This window comes from Synechococcus sp. CS-603 (assembly GCF_977929215.1).
In genome coordinates, this window is the sequence record NZ_OZ376778.1 from 1,652,462 (window position 1) to 1,675,017 (window position 22,556).

The window sequence follows — 22,556 nt, forward strand, 5'->3', positions numbered from 1 at the left end:
GCTTTGAGACTGCCTTGAACCTGCCCGCAAGCATTGGCCATCATCTGCTGCTCTGTGCCATGCCATCGAATCCGCTCTGCGTGGATCCCGTGCTCGGGGCAGCGAGCTGGAGCCGGCTGAAGGAGCTGGTGCGGGAGCTGGGCCTGGAGGACCCAGCCCGGCCAGGCGGGGTTGTGCTGCGCAGCAAGGCCGACTGCCTGCGCATCTGTGCCGCGGGGCCGATCCTGCTGATCTGGCCTGAGGGGATCTGGTACGGGGGCGTGACGCCCGAGCGGATCGAGCGGATCGTGCGGGAGCACGTGGTGGGCGGCACCCCGATCGAGGAGTGGATCCTCAGGCGCACTCCGTTTGTGCCTGCTGCTTCAACCGCTGCTCTGCCAGCACCTGCTGCTTCAACCACCGCAGCGTGAGCTGATCCGACCAGCTGCCGCCTGGGGCATGGAAGCCGTTGTGGCCGCCGCCGCCCGTGAGCACGACCTGCAGCCCAGGAGGCGCTGCCTGGGCCAACGCCACGGCCGGGGCGGCCGGCACCCAGGGATCGTCAATGGCCTGAACCACAAGAGTTGGCGGCAGGGGAGCCTGTGCCTCTGCCGAGCCGGGCCCACCGCTGGCCAACTCCAGCAGCTGCGGCAGCGGACTGGCGGTGGCGTAGTAGGCCTCGGCTGAGGCGAAGCCCCAGCGCGGCGCGGTGATCAGGGCGTCGAAGTCTCGGATGCTGCCCACGTTGGACAAACCCCGCCGCTCGCTGGCGCTGATGCCATGGGGATCCGCCAGGGTTTGGCGGCGCAGGGCCCGCACCAACCAGCGTTCGTAGAGACGGTTGCGCGGCCGGCCGATCGATGCGGAGCAGGCCGCCAGATCGAGCGGGCTGCTGATCACCACCAACCCATCCAGGCCGCTCTGCGGCGTGGAGGCACCCAGAACAGCGTTGAGCAAGACCGTGCCGCCCAGGGAAAATCCCACCCCGAACAGGGGCCGCTCGCCCGCCAGCTGCCGGGCGAGCGCCAGGGCAGGCTGCAGGTCGCTGTTGCAGTGGGCGGCGTAGGTGCCTCGGGCCAGGGCCCGGCCGGCGCCAGCCCCGCGCAGATTCAGGCGCAGCACCGCAAAGCCAGCCTGTTGCAGCGCCAGGGCCAGGCGGCGCACCCCGGTGGCCTGGCTCGATCCGCCCAGTCCATGCAGCAGCACCACCAGGCCAAGGGGGTCAACGGCGGCCGGCAGATCATGCAGGGCCAGCAGCTGCTCCCCCGCTGCGATCACGATCGGTAGGGGCACCCCTCGATCGATCGGGAACGTTGGCGGCCAGACCGTGTCGCGCAGAGTCTGGAGATCCGCCCCCCACCAGGGCGGCCGCGGGCGGAAGGCTGGGACCAGCAAGCGCTCAGGCACGGGCGGGCGTTGCCTCGTGCTGCAACCACTCAGACAGTTGGATCGATTCGAGCTCCGGGCTGCTGGTCACCTCGATGATCCGGCCGATGGCGGCGGGTTGCTCCAGGGCATCCAGGCAGACCCGGGCCACCAGTCGGCGCGGAATGCTGTTGCTCTCCTGCTGGTCGGGGCCGCTGAAACGCAGGCCTTCGCTCTCGAGCTGCTCCTCAGACTCCTTGAGTCCGCCGGGGCGCACCACGGTCCAGTCCAGGCCGCTTTCCTGCAGCCAGCGTTCGCCCAGCCGCTTCCAGATAAGGATCAACCCGAACAGGTTGAGGGGGTGGAAGAGGCGGCCGCTGCAGAGGGAGCTCACCAGCACCGCCCGCTTCACCCCACTGGCCTGGCAGGCGGCGATCTGGGAACGCATGGCCAGGGCATCCACCTTCAGGGGGCCGCTCAGATCGATCGATGGGCGTGCCCCGGTGGCGATCACCAGGGCCTCCACGCCCTGCAGGGCCTTCTCAAGGGCGGGCCCATCGCTGAGTTCGAGCCGAATCAGGTCGGCCCCCTTCAGGCCTTCGGGCACGGCGGAGCTGGGCCGCAGCAGCGCCCTCACCCGATAGCCCCGCTTCAGGGCCTCCTGCACCACCCGCCAGCCGGTCTTGCCGGAGGCCCCACTGACGGCGACAACGCCTTTCGCTCGTGGATCAGTCATGGCTGGGATTCAAAGCAGCGGAAGCAGCTCCTGTTCTAGGCATCGGGCCGGGCCCAGCTGACCGACGCTGCGCAACAGCCGTGCGCGCAGGATCAGCGGATCGAGGTCACATTCCAGGCGCAGACAACGCTGCAGGTGGAGGCGACATCCCGGCGCTGGTGGAAAGGCTGAACCCTGGGCCATGGCCGGAAGTTAAAGAAACCCCGGCCCCTCACGCCTGACGAGAAACACTCATTCATTCATTCATTCGGCCGCCATTCGGCCGCACATTTCATTCGCCAGCACAATGGCGGTCTCGGGTCCGTGGCCATGGCTTTCCCTTCCTTTGACCTGGCCGCCGGGCCATCGCCAGCGGGGGTGCCTGCTCTGCCCAGGCCGCGCCAGTGGCAGAGCCAGATGATTGCCCTGCTGCGCCGCCGGCTGGAGCGCGGCAGCCAGGATGTGCTCATCCATGCCGGTCCCGGTGCGGGCAAAACGCTCGGGGCCCTGCTCAGCTTTCAGCGACTGCAGCGAGAAGGGAAGCTCAGCCATTTGCTGGTGTTCTGCCATCGCAGTTCGATCGCCGATCAGTGGCGAACGGCGGCCCGCGGGCTCGGCATCGAACTGGCGCTCTGGCAGGGCGAGGCTGCGGATCTGCCTGAGGGCGGTGGTCTGTTACTCACCTACCAGGGAGCGGCCCGGCAGCTGGAGAGGGTCGAGAATGGGCTGGCCTGGGTGAGGGCTGCCAAGGTGCTGGCGATCGCCGATGAGGTCCACCACCTGGGGGTGGATCCGGAAGAACCGCAGTCCACCGCCTGGGGCCATGCCTTTGAGCGCCTCAGCCAGGCCTGCGTGTTGCGCCTGGGGCTGAGCGGCACGCCGTTTCGGGCTGACAACCTGGCCTTCTGCGCTGCCAGTCGCGTTCTTGAGTGGGAGGACGGTGAGCGGGTCGAGCGGATCGCGGCGGATCTGAGCGTCGAGCCCCGGCAGCTGATCGCGGCCGGGGATGTGCGCCCCCTGGAGTTCCGCTTCCAGGACGGCTGGGTCGACCATGGCCGCACGGGTGAATCGGAGCGCTCGGCGTTGTCGCTGGAAGGGCGCGAAAGCTGGCGAGCCCGGAACCTGCGCCGGGCGATCCAGCTGGGCGACCCCAGCAGCATCGCCTTGCGGGTTCTGGTGTTGGCCCGTTGCAAGCTGGCCCAGTTGCGCTCTGGCGAGCATCCCGGAGCGGGTGGCCTGGTGATCGCCCGGGACATTGACCATGCCAGGAGGATCGCCGGGCTGCTCGAAGAGGAGGGGGATCGGGTGTTCCTGGTCCATTCCCAGGATTCCGAAGCGGCTAATCGCCTGGAGGCCTTCCGCCGTGGCGAGGCTGACTGGCTGGTGAGTGTGGATATGTGCGCCGAGGGGTTCGACGCACCGCGCCTGCGGGTGGTGGCCTACCTGACCACGGTGGTGACCCGCAGCCGCTTCGTGCAGGCGATCACCCGGGCCGTGCGCATGGAGGCGGAGCGCTGCGCCGTTGAGGCAATCCCTCGCCACGCCTCCTTCGTGTTCGCTCCCGCCGATCCCCGGCTGATCGGCTTTGCCCGCAGCTGGTCGGTGGCCGAGCCCTACCTGATCCGGCCCAAGCCCGGGGCGGTGGCCGATCCGCAGGCCGGCGGTGCCGGTGGCAGCGCGGCGCTGCCCCTGCAGGCGCTGCGCGAGGGGGTGGGTGAGCTGATCCGCCTCAAAGGCCCCCAGCTTCCCCCGTTCGTGGCTCGCCAGGCCTGAGCTGCAGCCTTGACTACATTGCCGTTCTCAAAAAAATGCGACGTTCGCTTCACAACACCACTGAAGGTCTGCTTGGCCGCCAGTTTGGTAATGATTCGGAGTTAGGCCATGGACCATGCGTCTCTCCAACGCCACTTGTCTCCCTTGGTGCATTGGGCGATCTCTCGGATGGCCCAGCTCGACGCTGAGCAGCGCTACGAGGAGAGTTTTGCCTTGTCCGAAGAATTCCGTGACTGGATCGTCTGCCTCGACGACCATGCCGAACGCCTCGACGTTCTGATCACGCCCTTCAGAACGCCGTTTGACCCCAAGCAGCCACGAAAGTGCTCGGACGGTGCTGGCACTTTTCAGAGAACGGAGCAGCAGGCCGCGGATTGAACGCACAGCTTGAACGCAGCGCAGAGCGCTGACTCAGCGGCGCCTGGGGCCACCGGGTCGGTTGCCGCCCGGGCGGGGGCCGGTGGTGCCGGCGTTGCGTTCGCGGTAGGTGATCCGGCCGCGGGTGAGGTCATAGGGGCTGATCTCGACCAGCACCTTGTCGCCAGCCAGCAGCTTGATGCGGAACTTGGTGAGCTTTCCGGCGGCACGGCAGAGGCACTGGTGACCGGAAGGCTGATCGAGGGTGACCAGGTAGAACCCATTGCCCTGTTCCTTCTCGATCACACCCGAGGTTTCGATCATGCGGGACTGGTGCTCAAAGCGGAGAATTGATTCAGCTTAAATTGACGCCTCGCCAGCCCAGGCGGTGGCTAGGGTCACCCCTCGCCTGAGGCCTTCTTTTGATCACTCCGCCCCTATCGCTGGATCTCGGTCTGCTGTTGATCTCGATCGGGGTGGTGAACCTCTGGAAAGCGCGCCAGAACAGCAACCCCAGCTGAGCAGCGCCGTTGGCCGTTCTGCTGTTTCACAAGCCCTATGGGGTGTTGAGCCAGTTCACGCCTGAACCCGGCAGTTCCTGGGCCAGCCTCGCTGCGTTCATTGATGTCCCCGGCGTCTATGCCGCCGGCCGCCTCGATGCCGACAGTGAGGGCCTGTTGCTGCTCACCAGCTCCGGCCCCCTGCAGCAACGGCTCACCGATCCCCGCTGGGGCCACTGGCGCCGGTATGCGGTTCAGGTGGAGGGCACGGCCACGCCAGACCATCTGCAGCAGCTGCGCAGTGGGCTGATCGTGCAGGGGAAGCGCACCCTGCCGGCGAAGGCCGCCCTGCTCGCCGATCCCGCCGTTGCTGAGCGGCAGCCCCCGATCCGGCACCGCCTTTCCGTGCCCACCGGCTGGCTTGAGCTGGAGTTGCGCGAAGGCCGCAACCGCCAGGTCCGGCGCATGACGGCCGCCGTCGGCCTGCCCACCCTGCGCCTGATTCGCACCGCCATTGATCTGATGGACGGCCAGGCGCCGCTCAACCTTGAAGGCCTGGCCCCTGGCCAGTGGCGGCAGGCTGATTCAGGCGAAAATGCGCGTTTTGAGGGGGTGCTGCGGCGCCCAGCCGTTCACTCTCCAGGACGCGGCGGCAAGGCAGGCGGTGGAAAGGGTGGCCAGGGTGGCGGCGGCGGATAGGGCGGTTTCGCCTGGGCTGTCCCTGCCTTCAGGCGATCACGCTTGAGCAGATCAGCGTTCAGCCGATCACCTGTTGCAGTTCCCGCGCCGTTTGCAACTGGCCGTAGTAGTAGTTGGCGCGCGAGCGGCGATCGGGATCCTCAAGGGAATCAAAAGCATCGAAGCCAACGGTCAGCCAGAGTTCGTGGCCGCAGCAGCGATTCAGTTCCTCCACCGCCTCCTGCTCAAGGTTGGCGAGCCGGCGCTGCAGGTTCTTGATCTGGGCAATGGACATGGCGTGCAAGAGCTGGAGGGGTGAAGGCGGAACCCAGAGGTGACGGGCAAAATCAACGGCAATAGTACGCCTGAACTGTTCAGAAGGGAAGCTTTTTCTTGGCATCCTTGGCCAGGTCCACATCCAGCTCCCGCAGTCGCTTCAGGATCGTGCCGAAATACTCCTTGAGGTAGGCGTCGAGGTGGGTCGTCTCGGCTGGATCGAGCCCGAAGGCCGCGTAGCTCTCGTCCATGGGTGCCTCCAGGCTGATGCCCCCACCGGTCACCTCGTCGAAGGCCAGTCGCTCGGCCACATTCACGCCCGGTTCGAAGAAGGCCGCAATGCCCTGCATCAGCCGGATCAGCACGGGCCTGACCCGAAACACCCGCGCCGCCTTGCCGCTGTACTTCTCACAGAGCTGGGTGACTTCACCGGTGTTCCACGCCCTCGGCCCGACAACGGCAAAGGCCTGACGGACCGTGGCGGGGTGGTCGAGGGAGGCAACGGCGAACCGGGCCACGTCCTGGGTGTTCATGTAAGCGATCGGCGTTGGCGTGCCGCTCACCCAGACCGTCTGGCTCTCGAGCACCGGCATGGCGAACTGACCGATCACCCCCTGCATGAAGGCCACACACCGCAGGATCGTGTAGTCAAGATCTGACTCGATCAACAACTGCTCGGTGCAGTATTTGATCTCCATCAGCGGCACGCTGCGGTGCTTTTCGGCATCCAGCAACGACACAAAGATGAAGCGCTTCACCGCCGCCGCCCGGCAGGCGTTGATCAAATTGAGCTTGCCGCTCCAATCGATCGTGTAGATGCTGTGGTTGTCGGTGGCGCGGGCCGTGGCGGCGTCGATGACCGCGTCTTGACCCTCCAGGGCGTAGTCGAGGCTGGCAGGCTCGAGCAGGTCGCCGCGGGTGAGCTCGCAGCCCCATTCCTGCAGAAACGAAGCCTTGCGCGGTGAGCGCACCATGCAGCGCACCTGATGCCCCTGATCGAGTGCGCGGCGGGCGATCTGGCGACCCAGCGTTCCCGTGCCACCGACGACCAGAACCTGCATGAACCACGGGCGGCGAAGGGCTGAGCCTAAAGCTGCGACAAGACCTGACGCGGGCCGCCAGGGGTGCCAGCCGGTTCAGTCTTTCTGCAACTTGAGCAGCACGGCGCCGCCGACCAAGCCGACCGGAATCAGCACCCAGAAGATCGCTGCGATGCCGAAGATTTCTGAGGCCATGGGAGTGGTCGGGAACGACTACCTATTTAGCGCCTCCGCCACGCCCAGCACCACGGGCCAGGGCGCGTCGGTGCGCACCTGCGCTGGCATCAGGGCGCTGGCGGACGCCGACCAGCCGTCGCCGCGCAGGGCGCTCAGCAGCGCGGCCAGTGCCGGTGGCCCACCGCCCAGTCGCTTGCCGATCTCAGCGGTGGGCCAGCAGCGGGCTGGCAGGCCTTCGTCGTCGGCCAGGCGGGCGAGCAACCGGGTGGCTTCGCGGCCCAGGCTGGGATCAGCTGGGGCCCTGGCCGTGAGGGTGGGGCCATGTTGCAAGGGGCCGATCCAGAGCGGTCCGCTCACCGCCAACGGCCGATCGGCACCGCAGCAGGGCGCCCAGGCGCGCAGGCTGATCAGCGGCTGCACCTGCTGGTCCCCGCAGCGGTGGCAATAGGCCGCCATGCCCAGCTGCCTCTCCTCCGCCTCGGCAGGCCGGCGCCGCAGGCGCACCGCCGTGCGGAAGGTGCGCCCCTCACTGAAACTCAGCAGGGGCTCCAGCCCCCGACCCATCGCCCAGGCCGTGCGGGCGATCACCCCCAGCTGCAGGCGCAGGGCCAGCTCCCAGCTGGCTGGATGGGCCCGGGCGGCAGCCCCCAGCAGCCGGATCGCGGCGGGCCGGTCGTGGCCGGTGGGGGAGCGGCCATCGCTGCTGGCCACGTAAAGCACGCCGCCGAAGCTGACCGCATTGAGGGCCAGGGGCAGCAGGGCACTCGGGCAGCCGAAGGCATCGAGATCGACCAGCTCGAAGCGTTCCTCCCGGATCAGGCAATCGGCCAGCAGTTTCTGGGCCGTGAGCGTGCTGACCCGCAACGGAGTGGGCAGCCGCAGCCGCAGTGGGGCCAGGTTGGCCTGAAGCAAGGCCAAGCGGTCGGGGTCGGCGTCATTGGCCCACACCGCTTCGGCCTGGCTTTCCTGGCCGTAGCGCAGGGCGCGAATGCCGCAGCCGGCCATCAGGTCGAGCACCCGCAGCGGGCCGCAGCCCGCCAGCTGGCGCGCCAGGAGCACGCCAAGATCCCGCGACGGCCGTGAGCTGGCCTGAAAAAAGCCGCTGCCGAGACGCACTCGGGCGGAAGCTTCGCAATAGTGAGAGTCCTCCTGCGTCGGATCGGCTCCGGTTGTGACAACCCTCTGCCAGCCTGTCGCAACGAGCGGCATCGATTGGGGCGAACACGCGGTTTGGCGGTGGCAGGGGATGGCCTGCCACTGGCGGCAGCTTGGAAATCCAGGCCATCCGCCCCTGCTGTTGATTCACGGTTTTGGCTGTGGCAGCGGCCACTGGCGCCGCACGGCGGGTCCGCTGGCGGCGGCGGGCTGGTGCGTCTATGGCCTCGACCTGATCGGCTTCGGCGATTCCGCCCAGCCGGCCCGCCGCCTCGACAATCGCCTCTGGGCGCGCCAGGTGCAGGCCTTTCTCGAAGAGGTGGTGCAGGCACCGGCTGTGCTGGTGGGCCATTCGCTCGGCAGCCTGGTGGCGCTCAGCTGCGCCGTGTTCTTTCCCGGCTGGGTGCGGGCCGTTGCGGCGGCCACCTTGCCTGACCCCACCTTGCTGGTCGCCGTGCCGCGGCGCCGGCCCCCCTGGCGGCGACGGCTGCAGCGGCTGGTGGTGATCCTGCTCTGCCGGCTGTTGCCGCTGGAGTTGCTGGTCCCCCTGATCGCCCGCACTCCCCTGCTCGATCTCGGCATCCAATCCGCTTACGCCACTGCCGTGATCGGCGACAGCGAACTGCGTCAGCTGATTGCCGCCCCGGCCCGCCGGCCCACCGCCTCCTGGGCGCTGCGGGGCATGAGCATCGGCATGGCGTTGCGGCCACGGCAGGCCACCGCCGCCGCCCTGCTGGCCCGCATGCAGCAGCCCCTGCTGGTGCTCTGGGGCGAGGCCGACCGGCTGGTGCCGATTGAGGTCTCGCGCCAACTGGTGCGTTACAAAAGCGATCTCGAACTGACCTTGCTTGAAGGGGTGGGGCATTGCCCCCACGACGAAGCCCCAGCCGAGTTCAGCCAGCAGCTGCATCCCTGGCTGAGCCGCCTGAAGGCCGCAACGTAATTTGGCCTCAGGATTCCGGGCCCCAGCGAGCGCTGCATGAAGCACACCCTTTCCGTGCTGGTTGAAGACGAATCAGGCGCCCTCAGCCGGATCTCCGGTCTGTTTGCCAGGCGCGGCTTCAACATCGAGAGCCTGGCGGTTGGGCCTGCCGAAGGCAAGGGAGTGTCCCGGCTGACCATGGTGGTGGAAGGGGATCAGTCGACCCTGCAGCAGATGACCAAGCAACTCAACAAGTTGGTCAACGTGCTCAATGTGATCGACCTCACCACGATTCCTTCGGTGGAGCGGGAACTGATGTTGGTGAAAGTCTCGGCACCGCCGGAGCGACGCTCCGAAATCCTCGAACTGATGCAGGTGTTCCGCGCCAATGTGATCGACGTCTCCAATCACGCCCTGATCCTTGAGGTGGTGGGGGATCCAGGCAAGTTGGTGGCCTTGGAGCAGATTCTCGAAAGTTACGGAATTCTCGAGATCGTGCGCACCGGCAAGGTGGCCCTGGAGCGGGCCTCAGGCGTGAACACGGCCTTCCTGAAGATCAGCGCGTCCAGCAAGCGGGTGCCGGCCTGAGGCTCCGCTCTCTCAGGGCTTGCCCTCCACCAGCTCGCCGCCCTCCACCACGGTGGCCTTGACCAGCCTGTCGCCCTGGCGGATCTTGTCCACCACCTCCATGCCCTTGACCACCCGGCCGAACACCGCGTAGCGGCCATCGAGCTCCACCAGGGGTTTGAGCGCGATATAGAACTGGGCGCTGGCCGAGTTGGGATCGGCCGAGCGGGCCATGGCGATCGCTCCGCGTTCGTGTTGCAGGCGCAGCTGCCCCAGCTCAGCGGGATTGGTCAGCTCCACGCCATAGCGGGGTTCTGCCTCGCCCTTGAGGGCGATCTCCAACGGCACGAAGCGGGCCTGGCCGCTGGTGGGATCAAGAAAACTGCCGGTTCCATAGAGGTTGGCCGGCACTTTGGCATCGGCACTCTGGGGATCGCCGCCCTGCACCACGAAGGGCGAAGGTTCGCGCACCACCCGGTGAAACACGGTGTTGTTGTAGGTGCCCCGCCGCACCAGATCAACGAAGTTGCCTGCTGTCAGCGGCGCCGCCTCACCGTCGAGTGAAACCTGCACCTCGCCGCGGCTGGTCTGCAGAGCCACCAGGGCCTGGCCGCTCAGGCAGGGGCTGGTGGCGGCTTCGCAGCCGACGGAGCCTTTGACCGGATCGGCTGCGCAGGCCGTGAGCCCAAGGGGCGAGAACAGCAGCAAGCCGACGAGCAGAACGCGGGGAAAAGAGATGGCCATTGGATTCAGACGCCCTCCAGGGGCACCTTGAGGAAACGGGCCAGCTCAGCACCGCTCTGCTCGAGTTCGGCCAGGGGAAGGGGTTCGCCGATCCTGGTCAGGGGCAGATCGCGGCGGCCCTGCAAGCGCAGAGCCAGGCGGCGGCGGGGATTGATCCCATCGCGCACATCCACCTTGACCGCCTGGATGTCGCGCAGGGGCAGGTCGAAGCGAATCCACTGGCGAAAGCCCCGCCGACTGATGGTGGCGGTGCCACTGGTCTGGTCGAAACGGTTGCTGCCGGCGCCGACATCGATGGCGATCACCCCCCAGAGGTAGGTGGAGAGCAACAGCGCCGCGATCCCGTAGGCCCCCATCACCAGCCCCTGGGGAACCCAGACGAGGGCGGCGGGGTGGCCGATCGGCATCAGGTCGATCCCCAGCTTGCTGGAGAGGCTGGCGAGCAGGAAACCGGCTCCGCCGGCTGTCACAGCCAGGGCGACGACCAGATTCGAGGGGCGCCGGGAGCCCAGCACGGCCTGATCGAGCACCTGGGAGGAATTGCCGGCCGGGGGCCGGGGCGGCGAGGCGGCCGAGGAGGAGACCGAAGCCATGGGGACGCAGCAGGGCGGAGACCTGCCATCTTCGCCTTCCCAGCGCAGCCCTGCGGGCGGGGCTGCGCTGGGAAGGCTGGCCTGAATGGGAAGAAATACTTAAAACCCTGGCTGCGGCGGCGATGTCGGGCCGTTTCAAGGTCCCCCGCTACCACCTCCCAGATTGTTACCATCGCCGGGTATTTCATCGACAAGCGGGTTTCCGACCTGCCTATGCACCCATGACGATTGCTCTAGGGCGCGCGCCAGCAGCCCGGGGATGGTTTGACGTCCTCGATGACTGGCTCAAGCGCGACCGTTTCGTTTTTGTGGGCTGGTCCGGCCTGCTGCTGTTCCCCACGGCCTACCTGGCCCTGGGCGGCTGGCTGACCGGCACCACCTTCGCGACCTCGTGGTACACCCACGGGATCGCCAGCAGCTACCTGGAAGGCTGCAATTTTCTCACCGCAGCGGTGAGCACCCCGGCCGATGCGATGGGCCACAGCCTGTTGCTGCTCTGGGGCCCGGAAGCCCAGGGCGATTTTGTGCGCTGGGTGCAGCTGGGTGGCCTCTGGCCATTCGTGGCGCTGCACGGCGCTTTCTCGCTGATCGGCTTCATGCTGCGTCAGTTTGAGATTGCTCGCCTGGTGGGCATCCGCCCGTACAACGCGATTGCCTTCTCCGGCCCGATCGCGGTGTTCGTGAGCGTCTTCCTGATCTATCCGCTGGGTCAGAGCAGCTGGTTCTTCGCGCCGAGCTTCGGTGTGGCGGCGATCTTCCGTTTCCTGCTGTTCCTGCAGGGCTTCCACAACTGGACCCTGAACCCGTTCCACATGATGGGCGTGGCAGGGATCCTGGGCGGTGCGCTGCTGTGCGCCATCCACGGCGCCACGGTGGAGAACACGCTGTTTGAAGATTCCGATCAGTCGAACACCTTCAAGGCGTTTGAGCCGACGCAGGAAGAGGAGACCTACTCGATGGTGACGGCTAACCGTTTCTGGAGCCAGATCTTCGGGATTGCGTTCTCCAACAAGCGCTGGCTGCACTTCTTCATGCTGTTCGTGCCTGTGATGGGCCTGTGGACCAGCAGCATCGGCATCATTGGCCTGGCGCTGAACCTGCGTGCGTATGACTTTGTGAGCCAGGAGATCCGGGCGGCTGAAGACCCGGAATTCGAGACCTTCTACACGAAGAACATTCTTCTGAATGAAGGCCTGCGTGCCTGGATGGCACCGGCAGACCAGCCCCATGAAAACTTCGTCTTCCCTGAAGAGGTCCTCCCCCGTGGTAACGCTCTCTAATCCTTCCCTTGTTGCCGTTGGCGGCAAGGATCTTGACTCCACCGGCTACGCCTGGTGGGCAGGCAATGCCCGCCTGATCAACCTCTCCGGCCGACTGCTGGGTGCCCACGTGGCCCACGCCGGCCTGATGGTGTTCTGGGCAGGCGCGATGATGCTGTTCGAGGTGAGTCACTACAGCCTCGATAAGCCGATGTACGAGCAGGGCCTGATCCTGTTCCCGCACGTCGCCACCCTTGGCTACGGCGTCGGCCCCGGCGGCGAAGTCACCAGCCTCTATCCCTTCTTTGTGGTCGGTGTTCTGCACTTGATCAGCTCCGCCGTGCTTGGCCTCGGCGGCCTTTATCACGCCCTGCGTGGCCCTGAAGTGTTGGAGAACTATTCCTCCTTCTTCTCCCAGGACTGGCGCGACAAGAACCAGATGACCAACATCATTGGTTATCACCTGATCCTGCTGGGCGTCGGCGCCTTGCTGCTGGTCTTCAAGGCCATGTTCTTCGGCGGTGTCTACGACACCTGGGCACCGGGTGGTGGTGATGTGCGCATGATCACCAACCCCACCTTGAGCCCTGCTGTGATCTTCGGCTACCTCACCGCCGCTCCGTTTGGTGGCGAGGGCTGGATCATCGGTGTCAACTCAATGGAAGACATCATCGGTGGACACATCTGGGTCGGCCTGATCTGCATCTTCGGAGGCATCTGGCACGTGATCACCAAGCCTTTCGGCTGGGTGCGTCGTGCCTTCATCTGGAACGGTGAGGCCTACCTGAGCTACAGCCTCGGTGCCTTGAGCCTGATGAGCTTCATCGCTTCCACCTTCATCTGGTTCAACAACACCGCCTATCCCTCCGAGTTCTACGGCCCCACCAATGCCGAGTCCTCGCAGGCCCAGAGCTTCACCTTCCTGGTGCGTGACCAACGCCTCGGTGCCAACATCGGCTCGGCCATGGGCCCCACCGGCCTGGGTAAGTACCTGATGCGCTCCCCCACCGGTGAAATCATCTTCGGTGGTGAAACCATGCGTTTCTGGGACTTCCGCGGCCCCTGGCTCGAGCCCCTGCGTGGCCCGAATGGCCTCAGCCTCGACAAGCTCCAGAACGACATTCAGCCCTGGCAGGTGCGCCGGGCAGCTGAATACATGACCCACGCTCCGAACGCCTCCCTCAACTCCGTGGGCGGCATCATCACCGAGCCCAACTCGGTGAACTTCGTGAACGTGCGTCAGTGGCTCTCGGCCACCCAGTTCATCCTGGCCTTCTTCTTTCTGGTCGGTCACCTCTGGCATGCGGGCCGCGCCCGCGCCGCAGCGGCCGGTTTTGAGAAAGGGATCGACCGCAAGGCCGAGCCCACCCTGGCCATGCCTGATCTCGACTGATCTCGCGAACCATCCAACGTTCACGGTTCATTCGTTCAGGGTTCATTCACCCCCCTTACCCCCGCACTTGCGGGGGTTTTTCATGGGCAGAACAGATCAGAGGTCAGGCCAGAAACCAGACCAGCCTTGTCATCACCCCAGCCTTGAGAGAAACAGTTGGGACAGGTTTGATCGATCGATCGTTCCTACGTTTGAAGGATCAACGCTGTGATCCCGTGCCTCTCCATCCATTCGCCGGCCGCGTCCTTGCCTATGCGGCCCTGCCCTTGGCCTTGCTGCCTGTGGCTGCTAGAGCCAGCACGATCGATTTTCCCCGCCAAGGCGTGGTCTGCGATCTGCCTGCCAGGAGGTGCTACACCGCCCAAGGTGTTTCTTTGGCGCTCACCCGCGAATTTTTCGGCAGCTACGCCGAGCGTGAACTGAGTTCCACTCAGTCGGGCAACAGGCGCTCGAATCAGTTCAAGTTGAGCGATGGAGATGTCTGCGATCTGCGCCAGCAAACCTGCTGGGATGACGGCCGGGGAGGCAAGAACGTCAGCAACGCGCTCAGCAGGCAACTGTTCGGCAGCAACGGCGCCTGGGGAAACAACGGCTCGCAGCAATCCGCCCAAGGCAGCCGCTCCTGTGAGCTTCGCCGGGGCAACCGTGGCCTTTTCGACGGCTCCTGCCAGCTCAATCGGCGCGAAACGTCCAATGGGACCGCCTACAACGTGGAGCTCAGTGATGGACGGCGATACAGCTTCTTCAACCGGGATGGACGGCTGGTGATGCGGGACGCCAACAATGTCCTCAGGCCCGCCCAGATCAGCAACCGCAACGGGGCCGTGGCCTTCCGCTGGGACGATCTGCAACTGTCAACGCGGAATCCAAGCTGGGGAAACCAGGGGCCGCAGGGGGGTAGCAGCGATTTCAACCCAACCAGCAACTTCCTCCAGGACGTCTTCAGCAACCTGTTTCGTTGACGGCTGACTCTTCTTGCAACCAGCGCCGCAACAGCGGCAGGCTCAGGCCGATCACGTTGCTGAAGCAGCCCTCAATCTGCTCCACCAGTAGGCCACCGCGGCCTTCAAGCGCAAACCCACCGGCGCAGTGCAACGGTTCGCCTGTGGCGACATAGCTGTCAATTTCGGCGTCGCTGAGGGCCGCGAACTGAACCCTGGTGGTCACCGTGGTCAGCTGAAGTGGTGCCAATACGGCCGGCCCGCGGCGCAGGCAGTGGCCGGTGTGGAGCTCCGCCCACTGGCCCGCCATCCTTCGCCAGCGCCGGCTCGCCTCGGCGGCATCGACGGGCTTGCCAAACACCTCGTTGTCAAAGACCAGCACGGAATCGCAACCCAGCACCAGCTCCTCCACTCCGACTCCGGCTCCGGCCAGCGCTTCGGCTTTCGCCCTGGCCAGCCGTTGCACCAGTAGCTCTGCTGCCAGCTGAGGCGCCCCGGACGCAATCGCGTCTTCGTCAACGCCACTGACGGCGTAGCGGTGTGGAATGGCGGCCTGCTCCAGCAGGCGCCGGCGCGCCGGCGAGGCGGAAGCGAGCAAGAGAGCCTGCATCGGCAGATCGTGGCAGCAGACGGTGGCTGTCATCCTCGACCGTCGCTGCCGGTTATCCAAGAGAATCGTGGGATGGAGAGCGATTCCCCAAGCAGTCCTGCGCAGATCAGCCCTGCACTGATCAGCCCTGCACTGATCAGTGACGCCCGCTCGCTCAGCCGTGCCGCCAGCGGTCTGCGCTGTCTGCCCTTCTCGCGGGCGTTCTATGCGCTGGTGCAGGGCGAGGCGATCAGCAGTGAGGCGCTTTGCCAGCGCCCCGATTGGCGCAGGTTCTGTTTCGTCTCGATGGGTCCCGATCGGGTCGAGGAGCATTTTCTCTGGCTGATCAAGCTCGGTGTGCTCCGCCGTGAGGTGGATGGCCAGGGCCTGACCGAGCGTGTGCGGCTGACGCCGATGGGACGCGAACTGGTGGCCGGCTGGCCTGGTGAAATTCCTCGGGCCGGTCTGGCGGAGCGGATCCACCAGAACCTGCGCCGCCACCGGCCCCGGCTATGAGCGGCCGCCAGCTGGGGCATCCCCACGCCCTGATGGTGCTGGGCACCAGCAGTGGCGCTGGAAAATCACTGATGACAGCGGCCCTCTGCCGGGTGCTGCGCCGCCGTGGTGAGCAGCCCCTGCCCTTCAAGGGGCAGAACATGAGCCTCAATGCCTGGGTCGACCGCGATGGCGGCGAGATGGCCTACAGCCAGGCCCTGCAGGCCTGGGCGGCGGGCATGGAGCCGGAGGTGGCGATGAACCCGGTGCTGCTCAAGCCCCAAGGCGACAGCCGTAGCGAGCTGATTCACCTGGGCCAGTCTGTGGGGGTCGCCCAGGCAGAGCACTACTACCGCGACTGGTTCCGCCCCGGCTGGGAGGCGATCCGGCAGGGCCTGGCCATCCTTCAGGCCTCCCATCCCGGCGGACGGCTGGTGCTGGAGGGGGCCGGCAGCCCGGTGGAGGTGAACCTGCAGCACCGCGACCTCACTAATCTGCGCCTGGCCCAGTTCCTGGGGGCCCGCTGCCTGCTGGTGGCCGACATCGAAAGGGGTGGCGTGTTTGCCCAGATCATCGGCACCCTGGCCCTGCTGCGGCCCGTTGAGCGGCCATTGATCGGCGGCATCCTGATCAACCGCTTTCGCGGCCGGCGCTCCCTGTTCGATGAAGGTCGCCGCTGGCTGGAGCGGGAAACCGGGATTCCGGTGCTGGGGGTGATGCCCTGGCTCGATGAACTCTTCCCCCCCGAAGACTCCCTCGATCTGCTTGAACGGCGCGCCCGCAAACCTGATGCGGAGCTGGAGATCGCCGTGATCAGGCTGCCGTCGATCAGCAATTTCTCCGACTTCGATCCGCTCGAAGCCGAACCGAGCGTGAGGCTGCGCTGGCTGCGCCCCGGCGAGGCGCTCGGCAGCCCCGATGCCGTGCTGATTCCCGGCAGCAAGCAGACCCTGCGCGACCTGGCAGCCCTCAAGGCCAGCCCGATGGCGGCGGAGCTGGAGCGCTTCGTGGCTGGGGGCGGCCATCTGTTCGGACTCTGCGGCGGTCTGCAGATGCTGGGAAGGGCCCTGGAGGATCCCGAGGGTCTGGAGGGTGGCGGCGGTGGCGGCGGTGGCGGCGGGGGTGGAGGCACTGTGACGGGCCTCGGATATCTGCCGCTGCTCACCCGCTTCGGCGCCGCCAAGGCCCTGCGCCAGTGCCAGGCCCAGGCCCTCTGGCCCGCGCCGGCTGATCTGGAGCTGGCAGGTTTCGAGCTGCACCGAGGCCGCAGCCAGGTTCTGGAGCCAGGCCATGGCTGCCTGCCGCTGGCCAGCGCGGCCGATCTGGGCTGGTGGCAGCCCAGCGCCGGCGGCGGGGTGGTGGCTGGCACCTACCTGCACGGGGTGTTTGAAAGTGGCCCCTGGCGCCGCCGCTGGCTGAATCAACTGCGGCGGCGGCGGGGCCTGCCTGCCCTCAGCGAAGACCAGTCTCACCACAGCCGCCAGCGCGAGGCCCTGCTCGAGCGTCTCGCCGATGCCTTTGAGGCCCACGTGAACCTGGAGCCGCTGCTGGCTTTGCCCAGGCGCCAAGCTGAGCGGCCACCCAGAATGGCCCTGCCGCTCGGTTCGCCCCTGTTGCCGTGACCCCCTCCCTGGTCAGGATCACCTGGCCCGATGGCCGCACCACCCTCGAGCCCAGCGGCCGTGACTGGCTGGCAGCGGCGGCGGCTGCAGGTCTGTTGATCCCCACCGGTTGTCTGGGGGGAAGCTGCGGGGCCTGCGAAATCGAGGTCAATGGGCGCGTGGTACGCGCCTGCATCAGCAGCGTGCCTCCGGCCCGCAGCGGTGCCCTGGCGGTGTCTCTCGCCAGCGATCCCTACTGGTGAGAGGCCGCCGTGGCAGGTTCCGGCTGAATCAGCCCACCGCCCAGCAGCACGGCACCGTCGTAGAAGACCGCCGCCTGGCCCGGGGTGATCGAGAACTGTTCCTCCTTGAACTGCAGCTGGCAGCGGGCCGGCCGGCCTGCGGCCGCATCGGCGAGGCTCGGCTCCAGCGGCGTCAGCAGGGCCTGCACCGGCGCGCTGCGGTAACGCACCTGCACCTCCAGCTCCAGCGGCCGCTTGGGTGGGTCGATCGACACCCAGTTGACCGCCCCGACCAGGCAACCGCCACGGGCCGCCTCAGAGCGCGGCGCTACCACCACCCGGTTCATGGCCGCATCGATGCGCAGCACATGCAGCGGCTCGCGCCAGGCCACGCCCAAGCCTTTGCGTTGGCCGATGGTGAAGTGCTCGATGCCGTCATGGCTGCCGAGAACCGTGCCATCGGCCAGGCAGATTTCGCCCTGACGGGGCGGCAGGTAGGCATCGAGGAACGCCTTCATCGAGCCGTGATGGTCGGCTAAGCAGAGGTCCTGGCTTTCTGGCTTGGAGGCGGTGCGCAGCCCGAGCCGTTCGGCTTCCAGCCGGGTGTCGGCCTTGCTGATCTCGCCGAGGGGAAAGACCAGCCGCTCGAGCACGGACTGCGGCAGGTCGTAGAGGAAATAGCTCTGGTCTTTCTGGCCATCGAGGCCGCGCAGGAGCTGGGTGCGCCCGCTGGGGCTCAGCTCCGCCGGCAGCAGCCGGGCGTAGTGACCGGTGGCGATCCGGCCAATCCCCCGCTGCTCGGCCGCCCACTCGAGCATGGGCGTGAATTTCACTTCCCGGTTGCAGCGCGAGCAGGGAAGCGGGGTCACGCCTGCGGCGTAGCCCTCAACAAGAAAATCGATGATTTCGGCCTTGAAGCGTTCGCGCGAATCGACCACGTGATGGGGCACCGCCAACTGTTCGCAGATGCCGGCGGCATCGACGAGGCCCTCGGCGCAGCAGCTGCCCTTGCCGCTCATCAGCCAGAGGGTGAGTCCTTCCACCTGCCAACCGGCCTGCACCAGCAAGGCCGCGCTCAAGGAGCTGTCGACGCCGCCGGAAAGACCCACCGCCACGCGCTGTTCACCCGGCCAGGCGCGTAAGCGCTCGATCGCCATGGCTGTTGCCGGGGTGGCCGCTGTTGCCGGGGTGGCTGGTGTGGCTGGTGTGGCCTGGGTGGCTGGTGTGGCCTGGGTGGGGGAGGAAGAGCTGGTCAAACCGGACGACCTCAACGCTGAAACGGAGCAGAACTAGGCGCTGCTCCCATCATGGGACCAGCCCGCGCCGATGCCGCCGTGTTCCTATGGCCCGCTCCGGATGCCGCCCACCTGCTGGTGCGCTCAGAGCAGATGGCGGCCCTGGAAGCCGAACTGTTCGCCAGTGGTCTGCCGGTGGCTGCCTTGATGGAAAAGGCGGCCCTGCAGATCAGCCGCCGGCTGCTGGCCCAACCCCAGCGGCTGGTTGCTGGCGTGCTCGTGCTGGTGGGTCCAGGCCACAACGGCGCCGACGGGCTGGTGGTGGCGCGGGAACTGCACCTGGCGGGCGTCGCCGTGCGGATCTGGTGCCCCTTCGAGCGCCAGAAACCCCTGGCGGCAGAACACAGGCGTCACGCCCGCTGGCTGGGGATCCCGGCCCTGAGCGCTCCACCAGACCCCGGCGATGCGGCCCTCTGGATCGATGCCCTGTTTGGCATTGGCCAACACCGCGCGCCGTCTGAGGATCTCCAGAAGCTGTTCGCCGAGCGGCAGGCTGCCCGAGCCGGCCAGCTGGTGGCCATCGATGTGCCCACCGGACTCTGCGCCGATGGGGGCCGGGTTCTGGGCCGCGTGGCGGCTTGTGCCAGCCAGACGTTTTGTCTGGGATTGCTCAAGCAGGGCCTGGTGCAGGACAGCGCCCTGGCCTGGGTGGGCCAGCTGGAGCGACTCGATCTGGCCCTGCCTGCCGCCCTACTGGCAACCTTGCCTATCGATCAGCCGCTGGGCCTGGGCGCTGCTGACCTGAAAACGGCGCCCAGGCCTGTTCTGCCGCCTGAGGCCGCGAAATACGGCCGGGGCCGGCTGCTGGTGGTGGCAGGTAGCGATCGCTACAGGGGTGCGGCTTTGCTCAGCCTTTTGGGTGCCAGCGCCAGCGGCTGCGGCAGCCTTCGGGCTGCGCTGCCGGCTGCCGTGGCGGCCGGTCTCTGGGCGGTGCAGCCCCAGGTGGTGATGGAGGCTGCCCTGGAGGAAAGACCCACCGGTGGCCTGGCCCTGGCTCCGCTGGCTGTACCGGGGGTTTTGGACCGCCTCGATGCTGTTTTGCTCGGCCCGGGCATCGGCCTTGGATCGGGGATCGGCGGCGGGACGGCTTGCGCTGACGAACCTGCCTGGCAGGCCCTGCAGGACTTCCCGGGCTTGTTGGTGCTCGATGCCGATGGCCTCAACCGGCTCGCTGGCGGAGCGGCGGGGACGGCGGGCACCACCTGGTTGCAGCAGCGCCGGGGACCGACCTGGCTGACCCCCCATGCCGGCGAATTTGCCCGACTCTTTCCCGATCTCGCCGGCAGGCCCCCGCTCGAGGCCGCCGCCGCCGCCGCGGGGCGTTGCCAGGTTTCGGTGTTGCTCAAGGGGGCTCGCAGCGTGGTGGCCTCCGCCGATGGTCGGCGCTGGCAGCTGCTGGCGGCGGCGGCCGCCGCTGCCCGCGCCGGACTGGGAGACGTGCTGGCCGGCTATGCGGCCGGACGGGGGGCCGCTGCGGGCTGCGGCGAGGGCGGGGCCCTGCTGGCCGCTGCGGCCCTGGAGCATGCCCAGGCCGGCTTGGCGTGCTGCAGGGAGCGGGGCCGTGGCGCAGCGACGCCCCAGGCGATTGCCCAGCAGTTGGCCGGACGTGCTGGCCGGGTGGCTTAGTGGAGGTCAGCAAGCCTGATCATCCAGATCAGTAACCCTGAAGTTCACTGCAACCACTGATAGCCGAGCCGAAGCGAGAGGCCAGTGACAGTATCTGTTGTGTTGTTTTGCACTTAGGCCCTGGAACAGTTGTTGAAATCACATCCAGGAATTGGTATTTCCAAGAGATTGGCGATCAACTTTTCAGGATTCATGCCAGTCGCCAGTCTTCAGATCAGGGAAAGCAGTCGTCGGCGTAGCAACGATCCCGTCAGCTGGTACCTGGCCACGATCGGGCGCGAACCGCTGCTCACCCCAGCCGAGGAGATCGAACTGGGCAATCAGGTCCAGACGATGATGCGCTTGTTGGAGAACGGTGAGCCCGCCTCTCCAAGCGAGCGTCAGAAGAAGTTGTTGCGCATCGGCCGGCGCTCCAAGCAGCGGATGATGAAGGCCAACCTGCGGCTGGTGGTCAGCATCGCCAAGAAGTACCAGGGCCGGGGCTTGGAGCTGCTGGACCTGGTTCAGGAAGGATCCCTGGGCCTGGAGCGGGCCGTGGAAAAATTTGATCCCACCCGCGGCTACAAATTCTCCACCTACGCCTTCTGGTGGATCCGCCAGAGCATGACCCGGGGGATCGCCTGCCACTCGCGCACGATTCGCTTGCCGGTCCATCTTGGAGAACGGCTCAGTGCCGTGCGCCGGGTGAGCCTGGAGCTGGCCCAGAAGCTGGGTGCCATGCCCAGCCGCAGCGAGATTGCCGAAGCCATGGCGATCCCGATCGAGGAGCTTGATTCGTTGCTGCGTCAGTCGCTGACCACATCCAGCCTGGATGCGCCGATCCATGGCGACGAGGGTCGCAGTTCCCTTGGCGATCTGATGGCCAACCCGGCCAGCCAGGAGCCCCTGGAGCTGCTGGAGCGGGCCATGCACCTGGACCAACTCGAGGCCTGGCTTGGCCATCTGTCGGAGCAGGAGCGCAAGGTGCTGGAGATGCGCTACGGCGTCAATGGAGCCCAGCGCAGCACCCTGGCCGAAATCGGCCGACTGATGCAGGTGTCAAGGGAGCGGGTGCGGCAGGTGGAGCTCAAGGCCCTAGGCAAGCTGAGGGCCCTCACAGAGCAACCGCGAACGGAGCAGCTACGAACAGTGCAGCCACTCAGTCTTCAGCCCAGATGTAGCGGGTGAGTTCGCTGGGGTCGGGTTCCGGAGCCGCCACAGCAAAACTGACCGCGTCAGCCACTTCGGCGTCGATCTCCGCTTCGATCGCCTTGAGCTCCTCGGCCGTGGCCAGCTCGCCGCTGATCAGCTGGGCGGCCAGGGCCTTGATTGGATCGCGCTGGGCCCAGAAGGCTTTTTCCGCCTCGCTGCGCAGTTCGTCGGGATCGGCCAGGGAATGACCCCGGAACCGGTAGGTGAGGCACTCCAGCACCGTGGGGCCGTCGCCTGCTCTGGCCCGCTTGACCGCCCGCTGGGCAGCGGCGCGAACCGCCAGCACGTCCATGCCATCCACCTCTTCGCCGGCCATGCCGAAGGCGGCCGCTTTGCGCCAGATCTCCGGTTCACTGGTGGCCCGTTCGTGGGCCATGCCGATCGCCCACTTGTTGTTCTCAACCACGAAGAGAATGGGCAGTTTCCAGAGCGCCGCCATGTTCAGGCACTCAAAGAACTGACCGTTGTTGCAGGTGCCGTCACCGAAGAAGGCGGCGGTGACGGAATCGCTGCTGGCATCCCCGAGGCCATCGCGCTTGTAGCGGCTGGTGAAGGCGGCTCCGAGAGCCACCGGAATCCCCTCGCCGATGAAGGCATACCCGCCCAGCAGATGGTGCTCGCGTGAGAACAGGTGCATGGAGCCGCCACGGCCCTTGCTGCAACCGGTGGCCTTGCCGAACAGTTCGCTCATCACCTCACGGGCCGGCACGCCGCAACTAAGGGCATGGACGTGGTCGCGGTAGGTGCTGCAGAACCAGTCGTGCTGGGCCTTCATCGCCTTGATCACCCCGGTGGCGACGGCTTCCTGGCCGTTATAAAGATGCACGAAGCCGAACATCTTGCCCCTGTAATACATCTCGGCGCACTTATCTTCAAAGCGCCGGCCCAGGGTCATGTCGCGGTAGAGCATCAAGCCCTCCGAACGGTTCACCATGGCCGGAGCGGCAGCGGCGAAGGCGGCCAGGCGTTGGGCGTGGCTGCCGACGCTCTCTGGCGCTTCAGCGGGGAGTGTGACAGCAAACTCCTGGGTCATGGCAGGGATGCCGGGTTCTATTGATGGCGACTGTACGGGGTCCAAACTCG

28 protein-coding genes are annotated in these 22,556 nt (G+C 66.7%); 15 read left to right on the forward strand and 13 right to left on the reverse strand.

The genetic code is table 11. The features are described from left to right. The first annotated feature begins 59 nt into the window (after positions 1 to 59). Entirely contained in the window at positions 60 to 410 is a 351-nt protein-coding gene (locus ACXMDM_RS08665) for a (2Fe-2S) ferredoxin domain-containing protein (RefSeq protein ID WP_071802252.1), read from the forward strand. Here ACXMDM_RS08665 and ACXMDM_RS08670 read toward each other — a convergent pair. Genes ACXMDM_RS08670 through ACXMDM_RS08680 form a run of 3 tightly spaced genes read right to left on the reverse strand, consistent with a single transcriptional unit; the run spans position 334 to position 2,263 of the window. Beyond that, positions 334 to 1,374, reverse strand: a complete 1,041-nt coding sequence (locus ACXMDM_RS08670; protein ID WP_499569432.1) for a YheT family hydrolase — start codon at positions 1,372 to 1,374, stop codon at positions 334 to 336. The genes ACXMDM_RS08665 and ACXMDM_RS08670 overlap by 77 nt on opposite strands. A gap of 4 nt (positions 1,375 to 1,378) precedes the next feature. Further along, positions 1,379 to 2,080 (reverse strand): SDR family oxidoreductase, encoded by a 702-nt coding sequence (locus ACXMDM_RS08675; protein ID WP_259722892.1) that lies wholly within the window; start codon positions 2,078 to 2,080, stop codon positions 1,379 to 1,381. A gap of 9 nt (positions 2,081 to 2,089) precedes the next feature. Next, the gene (locus ACXMDM_RS08680) at positions 2,090 to 2,263 is read right to left on the reverse strand and encodes a hypothetical protein (RefSeq protein ID WP_162922880.1); all 174 of its coding nucleotides are present in this window, start codon (positions 2,261 to 2,263) and stop codon (positions 2,090 to 2,092) included. A 126-nt stretch (positions 2,264 to 2,389) separates the two neighbouring features. On the opposite strand from ACXMDM_RS08680, the gene ACXMDM_RS08685 reads away from it, so the two are divergent. Continuing rightward, positions 2,390 to 3,832: a DEAD/DEAH box helicase gene (locus ACXMDM_RS08685; protein WP_259722891.1), complete on the forward strand. Its 1,443-nt coding sequence runs from the start codon at positions 2,390 to 2,392 to the stop codon at positions 3,830 to 3,832. A 168-nt stretch (positions 3,833 to 4,000) separates the two neighbouring features. Then, positions 4,001 to 4,210: a DUF8673 family protein gene (locus ACXMDM_RS08690; RefSeq protein WP_145537067.1), complete on the forward strand. Its 210-nt coding sequence runs from the start codon at positions 4,001 to 4,003 to the stop codon at positions 4,208 to 4,210. Positions 4,211 to 4,243: 33 nt separating this feature from the next. Here the strand turns inward: ACXMDM_RS08690 and infA are convergent, their stop codons facing one another. Then, the gene (gene infA / locus ACXMDM_RS08695) at positions 4,244 to 4,513 is read right to left on the reverse strand and encodes a translation initiation factor IF-1 (protein ID WP_071801411.1); all 270 of its coding nucleotides are present in this window, start codon (positions 4,511 to 4,513) and stop codon (positions 4,244 to 4,246) included. A 206-nt stretch (positions 4,514 to 4,719) separates the two neighbouring features. Between infA and ACXMDM_RS08700 the strand changes: the two genes are divergently transcribed. Then, entirely contained in the window at positions 4,720 to 5,388 is a 669-nt protein-coding gene (locus tag ACXMDM_RS08700) for a pseudouridine synthase (protein WP_259722890.1), read from the forward strand. A 58-nt stretch (positions 5,389 to 5,446) separates the two neighbouring features. Here the strand turns inward: ACXMDM_RS08700 and ACXMDM_RS08705 are convergent, their stop codons facing one another. The 4 genes from ACXMDM_RS08705 to ACXMDM_RS08720 form a co-directional block, all read right to left on the reverse strand. Further along, entirely contained in the window at positions 5,447 to 5,662 is a 216-nt protein-coding gene (locus tag ACXMDM_RS08705) for a DUF8669 family protein (RefSeq protein ID WP_071801413.1), read from the reverse strand. Between the two features lie 79 nt (positions 5,663 to 5,741). Next, entirely contained in the window at positions 5,742 to 6,704 is a 963-nt protein-coding gene (locus ACXMDM_RS08710; RefSeq protein WP_259722889.1) for an NAD(P)H-binding protein, read from the reverse strand. Positions 6,705 to 6,779: 75 nt separating this feature from the next. After that, complete coding sequence (petM, locus tag ACXMDM_RS08715; protein WP_071801415.1) at positions 6,780 to 6,878, reverse strand: cytochrome b6-f complex subunit PetM; 99 nt, start codon at positions 6,876 to 6,878, stop codon at positions 6,780 to 6,782. Between the two features lie 18 nt (positions 6,879 to 6,896). Continuing rightward, entirely contained in the window at positions 6,897 to 7,976 is a 1,080-nt protein-coding gene (locus ACXMDM_RS08720) for a N2,N2-dimethylguanosine tRNA methyltransferase (RefSeq protein WP_259722888.1), read from the reverse strand. 130 nt (positions 7,977 to 8,106) lie between these two features. Here ACXMDM_RS08720 and ACXMDM_RS08725 point away from each other — a divergent pair, with 130 nt between their 5' ends. Together ACXMDM_RS08725 and ilvN are read left to right on the forward strand one after the other, a co-directional pair. After that, a complete protein-coding gene (locus ACXMDM_RS08725) occupies positions 8,107 to 8,958 on the forward strand; it encodes an alpha/beta fold hydrolase (protein WP_083544545.1) in 852 nt (283 codons plus the stop codon). 36 nt (positions 8,959 to 8,994) lie between these two features. Then, positions 8,995 to 9,525, forward strand: coding sequence for an acetolactate synthase small subunit (gene ilvN, locus ACXMDM_RS08730; protein ID WP_071801417.1), 531 nt, complete (start codon positions 8,995 to 8,997; stop codon positions 9,523 to 9,525). Between the two features lie 12 nt (positions 9,526 to 9,537). On the opposite strand, the gene ACXMDM_RS08735 is transcribed toward ilvN, so the two are convergent. After that, positions 9,538 to 10,248, reverse strand: a complete 711-nt coding sequence (locus tag ACXMDM_RS08735) for a peptidylprolyl isomerase (protein ID WP_259722887.1) — start codon at positions 10,246 to 10,248, stop codon at positions 9,538 to 9,540. 5 nt (positions 10,249 to 10,253) lie between these two features. Continuing rightward, complete coding sequence (locus tag ACXMDM_RS08740; protein WP_071801419.1) at positions 10,254 to 10,841, reverse strand: photosystem I assembly protein Ycf4; 588 nt, start codon at positions 10,839 to 10,841, stop codon at positions 10,254 to 10,256. Between the two features lie 221 nt (positions 10,842 to 11,062). On the opposite strand from ACXMDM_RS08740, the gene psbD reads away from it, so the two are divergent. From psbD to ACXMDM_RS08755, 3 genes are all read left to right on the forward strand, one after another. Continuing rightward, positions 11,063 to 12,121 (forward strand): photosystem II D2 protein (photosystem q(a) protein), encoded by a 1,059-nt coding sequence (gene psbD / locus ACXMDM_RS08745; protein WP_145536902.1) that lies wholly within the window; start codon positions 11,063 to 11,065, stop codon positions 12,119 to 12,121. After that, positions 12,105 to 13,493 carry a photosystem II reaction center protein CP43 gene (gene psbC / locus ACXMDM_RS08750; RefSeq protein WP_071801421.1) on the forward strand — a complete coding sequence of 463 codons (1,389 nt, stop codon included), beginning with the start codon at positions 12,105 to 12,107 and terminating at the stop codon, positions 13,491 to 13,493. Before psbD ends, psbC begins: the two co-directional genes overlap by 17 nt. 215 nt (positions 13,494 to 13,708) lie before the next feature. Next, positions 13,709 to 14,455, forward strand: a complete 747-nt coding sequence (locus ACXMDM_RS08755; protein WP_259722956.1) for a YcgJ family protein — start codon at positions 13,709 to 13,711, stop codon at positions 14,453 to 14,455. Here ACXMDM_RS08755 and ACXMDM_RS08760 read toward each other — a convergent pair. Further along, positions 14,436 to 15,077 (reverse strand): nucleoside triphosphate pyrophosphatase, encoded by a 642-nt coding sequence (locus tag ACXMDM_RS08760; RefSeq protein WP_233830716.1) that lies wholly within the window; start codon positions 15,075 to 15,077, stop codon positions 14,436 to 14,438. The genes ACXMDM_RS08755 and ACXMDM_RS08760 overlap by 20 nt on opposite strands. A gap of 39 nt (positions 15,078 to 15,116) precedes the next feature. Here ACXMDM_RS08760 and ACXMDM_RS08765 point away from each other — a divergent pair, with 39 nt between their 5' ends. Genes ACXMDM_RS08765 through ACXMDM_RS08775 form a run of 3 tightly spaced genes read left to right on the forward strand, consistent with a single transcriptional unit; the run spans position 15,117 to position 17,382 of the window. Beyond that, positions 15,117 to 15,539: an Npun_F0494 family protein gene (locus tag ACXMDM_RS08765; protein ID WP_259722957.1), complete on the forward strand. Its 423-nt coding sequence runs from the start codon at positions 15,117 to 15,119 to the stop codon at positions 15,537 to 15,539. Between the two features lie 32 nt (positions 15,540 to 15,571). Then, entirely contained in the window at positions 15,572 to 17,140 is a 1,569-nt protein-coding gene (locus ACXMDM_RS08770) for a cobyric acid synthase (RefSeq protein WP_259722971.1), read from the forward strand. Then, complete coding sequence (locus tag ACXMDM_RS08775; RefSeq protein ID WP_071801424.1) at positions 17,137 to 17,382, forward strand: 2Fe-2S iron-sulfur cluster-binding protein; 246 nt, start codon at positions 17,137 to 17,139, stop codon at positions 17,380 to 17,382. Before ACXMDM_RS08770 ends, ACXMDM_RS08775 begins: the two co-directional genes overlap by 4 nt. Here ACXMDM_RS08775 and mnmA read toward each other — a convergent pair. Further along, a complete protein-coding gene (mnmA, locus tag ACXMDM_RS08780) occupies positions 17,373 to 18,518 on the reverse strand; it encodes a tRNA 2-thiouridine(34) synthase MnmA (protein WP_259722958.1) in 1,146 nt (381 codons plus the stop codon). The two genes, ACXMDM_RS08775 and mnmA, sit on opposite strands and share 10 nt — an antisense overlap. Between mnmA and ACXMDM_RS08785 the strand changes: the two genes are divergently transcribed. From ACXMDM_RS08785 to ACXMDM_RS08795, 3 genes are all read left to right on the forward strand, one after another. Continuing rightward, entirely contained in the window at positions 18,517 to 18,654 is a 138-nt protein-coding gene (locus ACXMDM_RS08785; RefSeq protein ID WP_259722959.1) for a hypothetical protein, read from the forward strand. The two genes, mnmA and ACXMDM_RS08785, sit on opposite strands and share 2 nt — an antisense overlap. Positions 18,655 to 18,668: 14 nt before the next feature. Continuing rightward, positions 18,669 to 20,282, forward strand: a complete 1,614-nt coding sequence (locus ACXMDM_RS08790; RefSeq protein WP_259722960.1) for an NAD(P)H-hydrate dehydratase — start codon at positions 18,669 to 18,671, stop codon at positions 20,280 to 20,282. 192 nt (positions 20,283 to 20,474) lie between these two features. Continuing rightward, positions 20,475 to 21,449: a sigma-70 family RNA polymerase sigma factor gene (locus ACXMDM_RS08795; RefSeq protein ID WP_071802255.1), complete on the forward strand. Its 975-nt coding sequence runs from the start codon at positions 20,475 to 20,477 to the stop codon at positions 21,447 to 21,449. Here the strand turns inward: ACXMDM_RS08795 and pdhA are convergent. Beyond that, complete coding sequence (pdhA, locus tag ACXMDM_RS08800) at positions 21,421 to 22,506, reverse strand: pyruvate dehydrogenase (acetyl-transferring) E1 component subunit alpha (protein ID WP_071801427.1); 1,086 nt, start codon at positions 22,504 to 22,506, stop codon at positions 21,421 to 21,423. The two genes, ACXMDM_RS08795 and pdhA, sit on opposite strands and share 29 nt — an antisense overlap. Positions 22,507 to 22,556 lie beyond the last annotated feature (50 nt).

Bases quoted from the DNA above. Each gene is read 5' to 3' on its own strand.
- ACXMDM_RS08665 (WP_071802252.1), top strand. From the start codon at position 60: ATGCCATCGAATCCGCTCTGCGTGGATCCCGTGCTCGGGGCAGCGAGC.
- ACXMDM_RS08675 (WP_259722892.1), bottom strand. From the start codon at position 2,080: ATGACTGATCCACGAGCGAAAGGCGTTGTCGCCGTCAGTGGGGCCTCC.
- ACXMDM_RS08680 (WP_162922880.1), bottom strand. From the start codon at position 2,263: ATGGCCCAGGGTTCAGCCTTTCCACCAGCGCCGGGATGTCGCCTCCAC.
- ACXMDM_RS08685 (WP_259722891.1), top strand. From the start codon at position 2,390: ATGGCTTTCCCTTCCTTTGACCTGGCCGCCGGGCCATCGCCAGCGGGG.
- ACXMDM_RS08690 (WP_145537067.1), top strand. From the start codon at position 4,001: ATGGCCCAGCTCGACGCTGAGCAGCGCTACGAGGAGAGTTTTGCCTTG.
- infA (WP_071801411.1), bottom strand. From the start codon at position 4,513: ATGATCGAAACCTCGGGTGTGATCGAGAAGGAACAGGGCAATGGGTTC.
- ACXMDM_RS08705 (WP_071801413.1), bottom strand. From the start codon at position 5,662: ATGTCCATTGCCCAGATCAAGAACCTGCAGCGCCGGCTCGCCAACCTT.
- ACXMDM_RS08710 (WP_259722889.1), bottom strand. From the start codon at position 6,704: ATGCAGGTTCTGGTCGTCGGTGGCACGGGAACGCTGGGTCGCCAGATC.
- petM (WP_071801415.1), bottom strand. From the start codon at position 6,878: ATGGCCTCAGAAATCTTCGGCATCGCAGCGATCTTCTGGGTGCTGATT.
- ACXMDM_RS08725 (WP_083544545.1), top strand. From the start codon at position 8,107: ATGGCCTGCCACTGGCGGCAGCTTGGAAATCCAGGCCATCCGCCCCTG.
- ilvN (WP_071801417.1), top strand. From the start codon at position 8,995: ATGAAGCACACCCTTTCCGTGCTGGTTGAAGACGAATCAGGCGCCCTC.
- ACXMDM_RS08735 (WP_259722887.1), bottom strand. From the start codon at position 10,248: ATGGCCATCTCTTTTCCCCGCGTTCTGCTCGTCGGCTTGCTGCTGTTC.
- ACXMDM_RS08740 (WP_071801419.1), bottom strand. From the start codon at position 10,841: ATGGCTTCGGTCTCCTCCTCGGCCGCCTCGCCGCCCCGGCCCCCGGCC.
- psbD (WP_145536902.1), top strand. From the start codon at position 11,063: ATGACGATTGCTCTAGGGCGCGCGCCAGCAGCCCGGGGATGGTTTGAC.
- ACXMDM_RS08760 (WP_233830716.1), bottom strand. From the start codon at position 15,077: ATGACAGCCACCGTCTGCTGCCACGATCTGCCGATGCAGGCTCTCTTG.
- ACXMDM_RS08765 (WP_259722957.1), top strand. From the start codon at position 15,117: ATGGAGAGCGATTCCCCAAGCAGTCCTGCGCAGATCAGCCCTGCACTG.
- ACXMDM_RS08770 (WP_259722971.1), top strand. From the start codon at position 15,572: ATGGTGCTGGGCACCAGCAGTGGCGCTGGAAAATCACTGATGACAGCG.
- ACXMDM_RS08785 (WP_259722959.1), top strand. From the start codon at position 18,517: ATGGCTGTTGCCGGGGTGGCCGCTGTTGCCGGGGTGGCTGGTGTGGCT.
- mnmA (WP_259722958.1), bottom strand. From the start codon at position 18,518: ATGGCGATCGAGCGCTTACGCGCCTGGCCGGGTGAACAGCGCGTGGCG.
- ACXMDM_RS08790 (WP_259722960.1), top strand. From the start codon at position 18,669: ATGGGACCAGCCCGCGCCGATGCCGCCGTGTTCCTATGGCCCGCTCCG.
- ACXMDM_RS08795 (WP_071802255.1), top strand. From the start codon at position 20,475: ATGCCAGTCGCCAGTCTTCAGATCAGGGAAAGCAGTCGTCGGCGTAGC.
- pdhA (WP_071801427.1), bottom strand. From the start codon at position 22,506: ATGACCCAGGAGTTTGCTGTCACACTCCCCGCTGAAGCGCCAGAGAGC.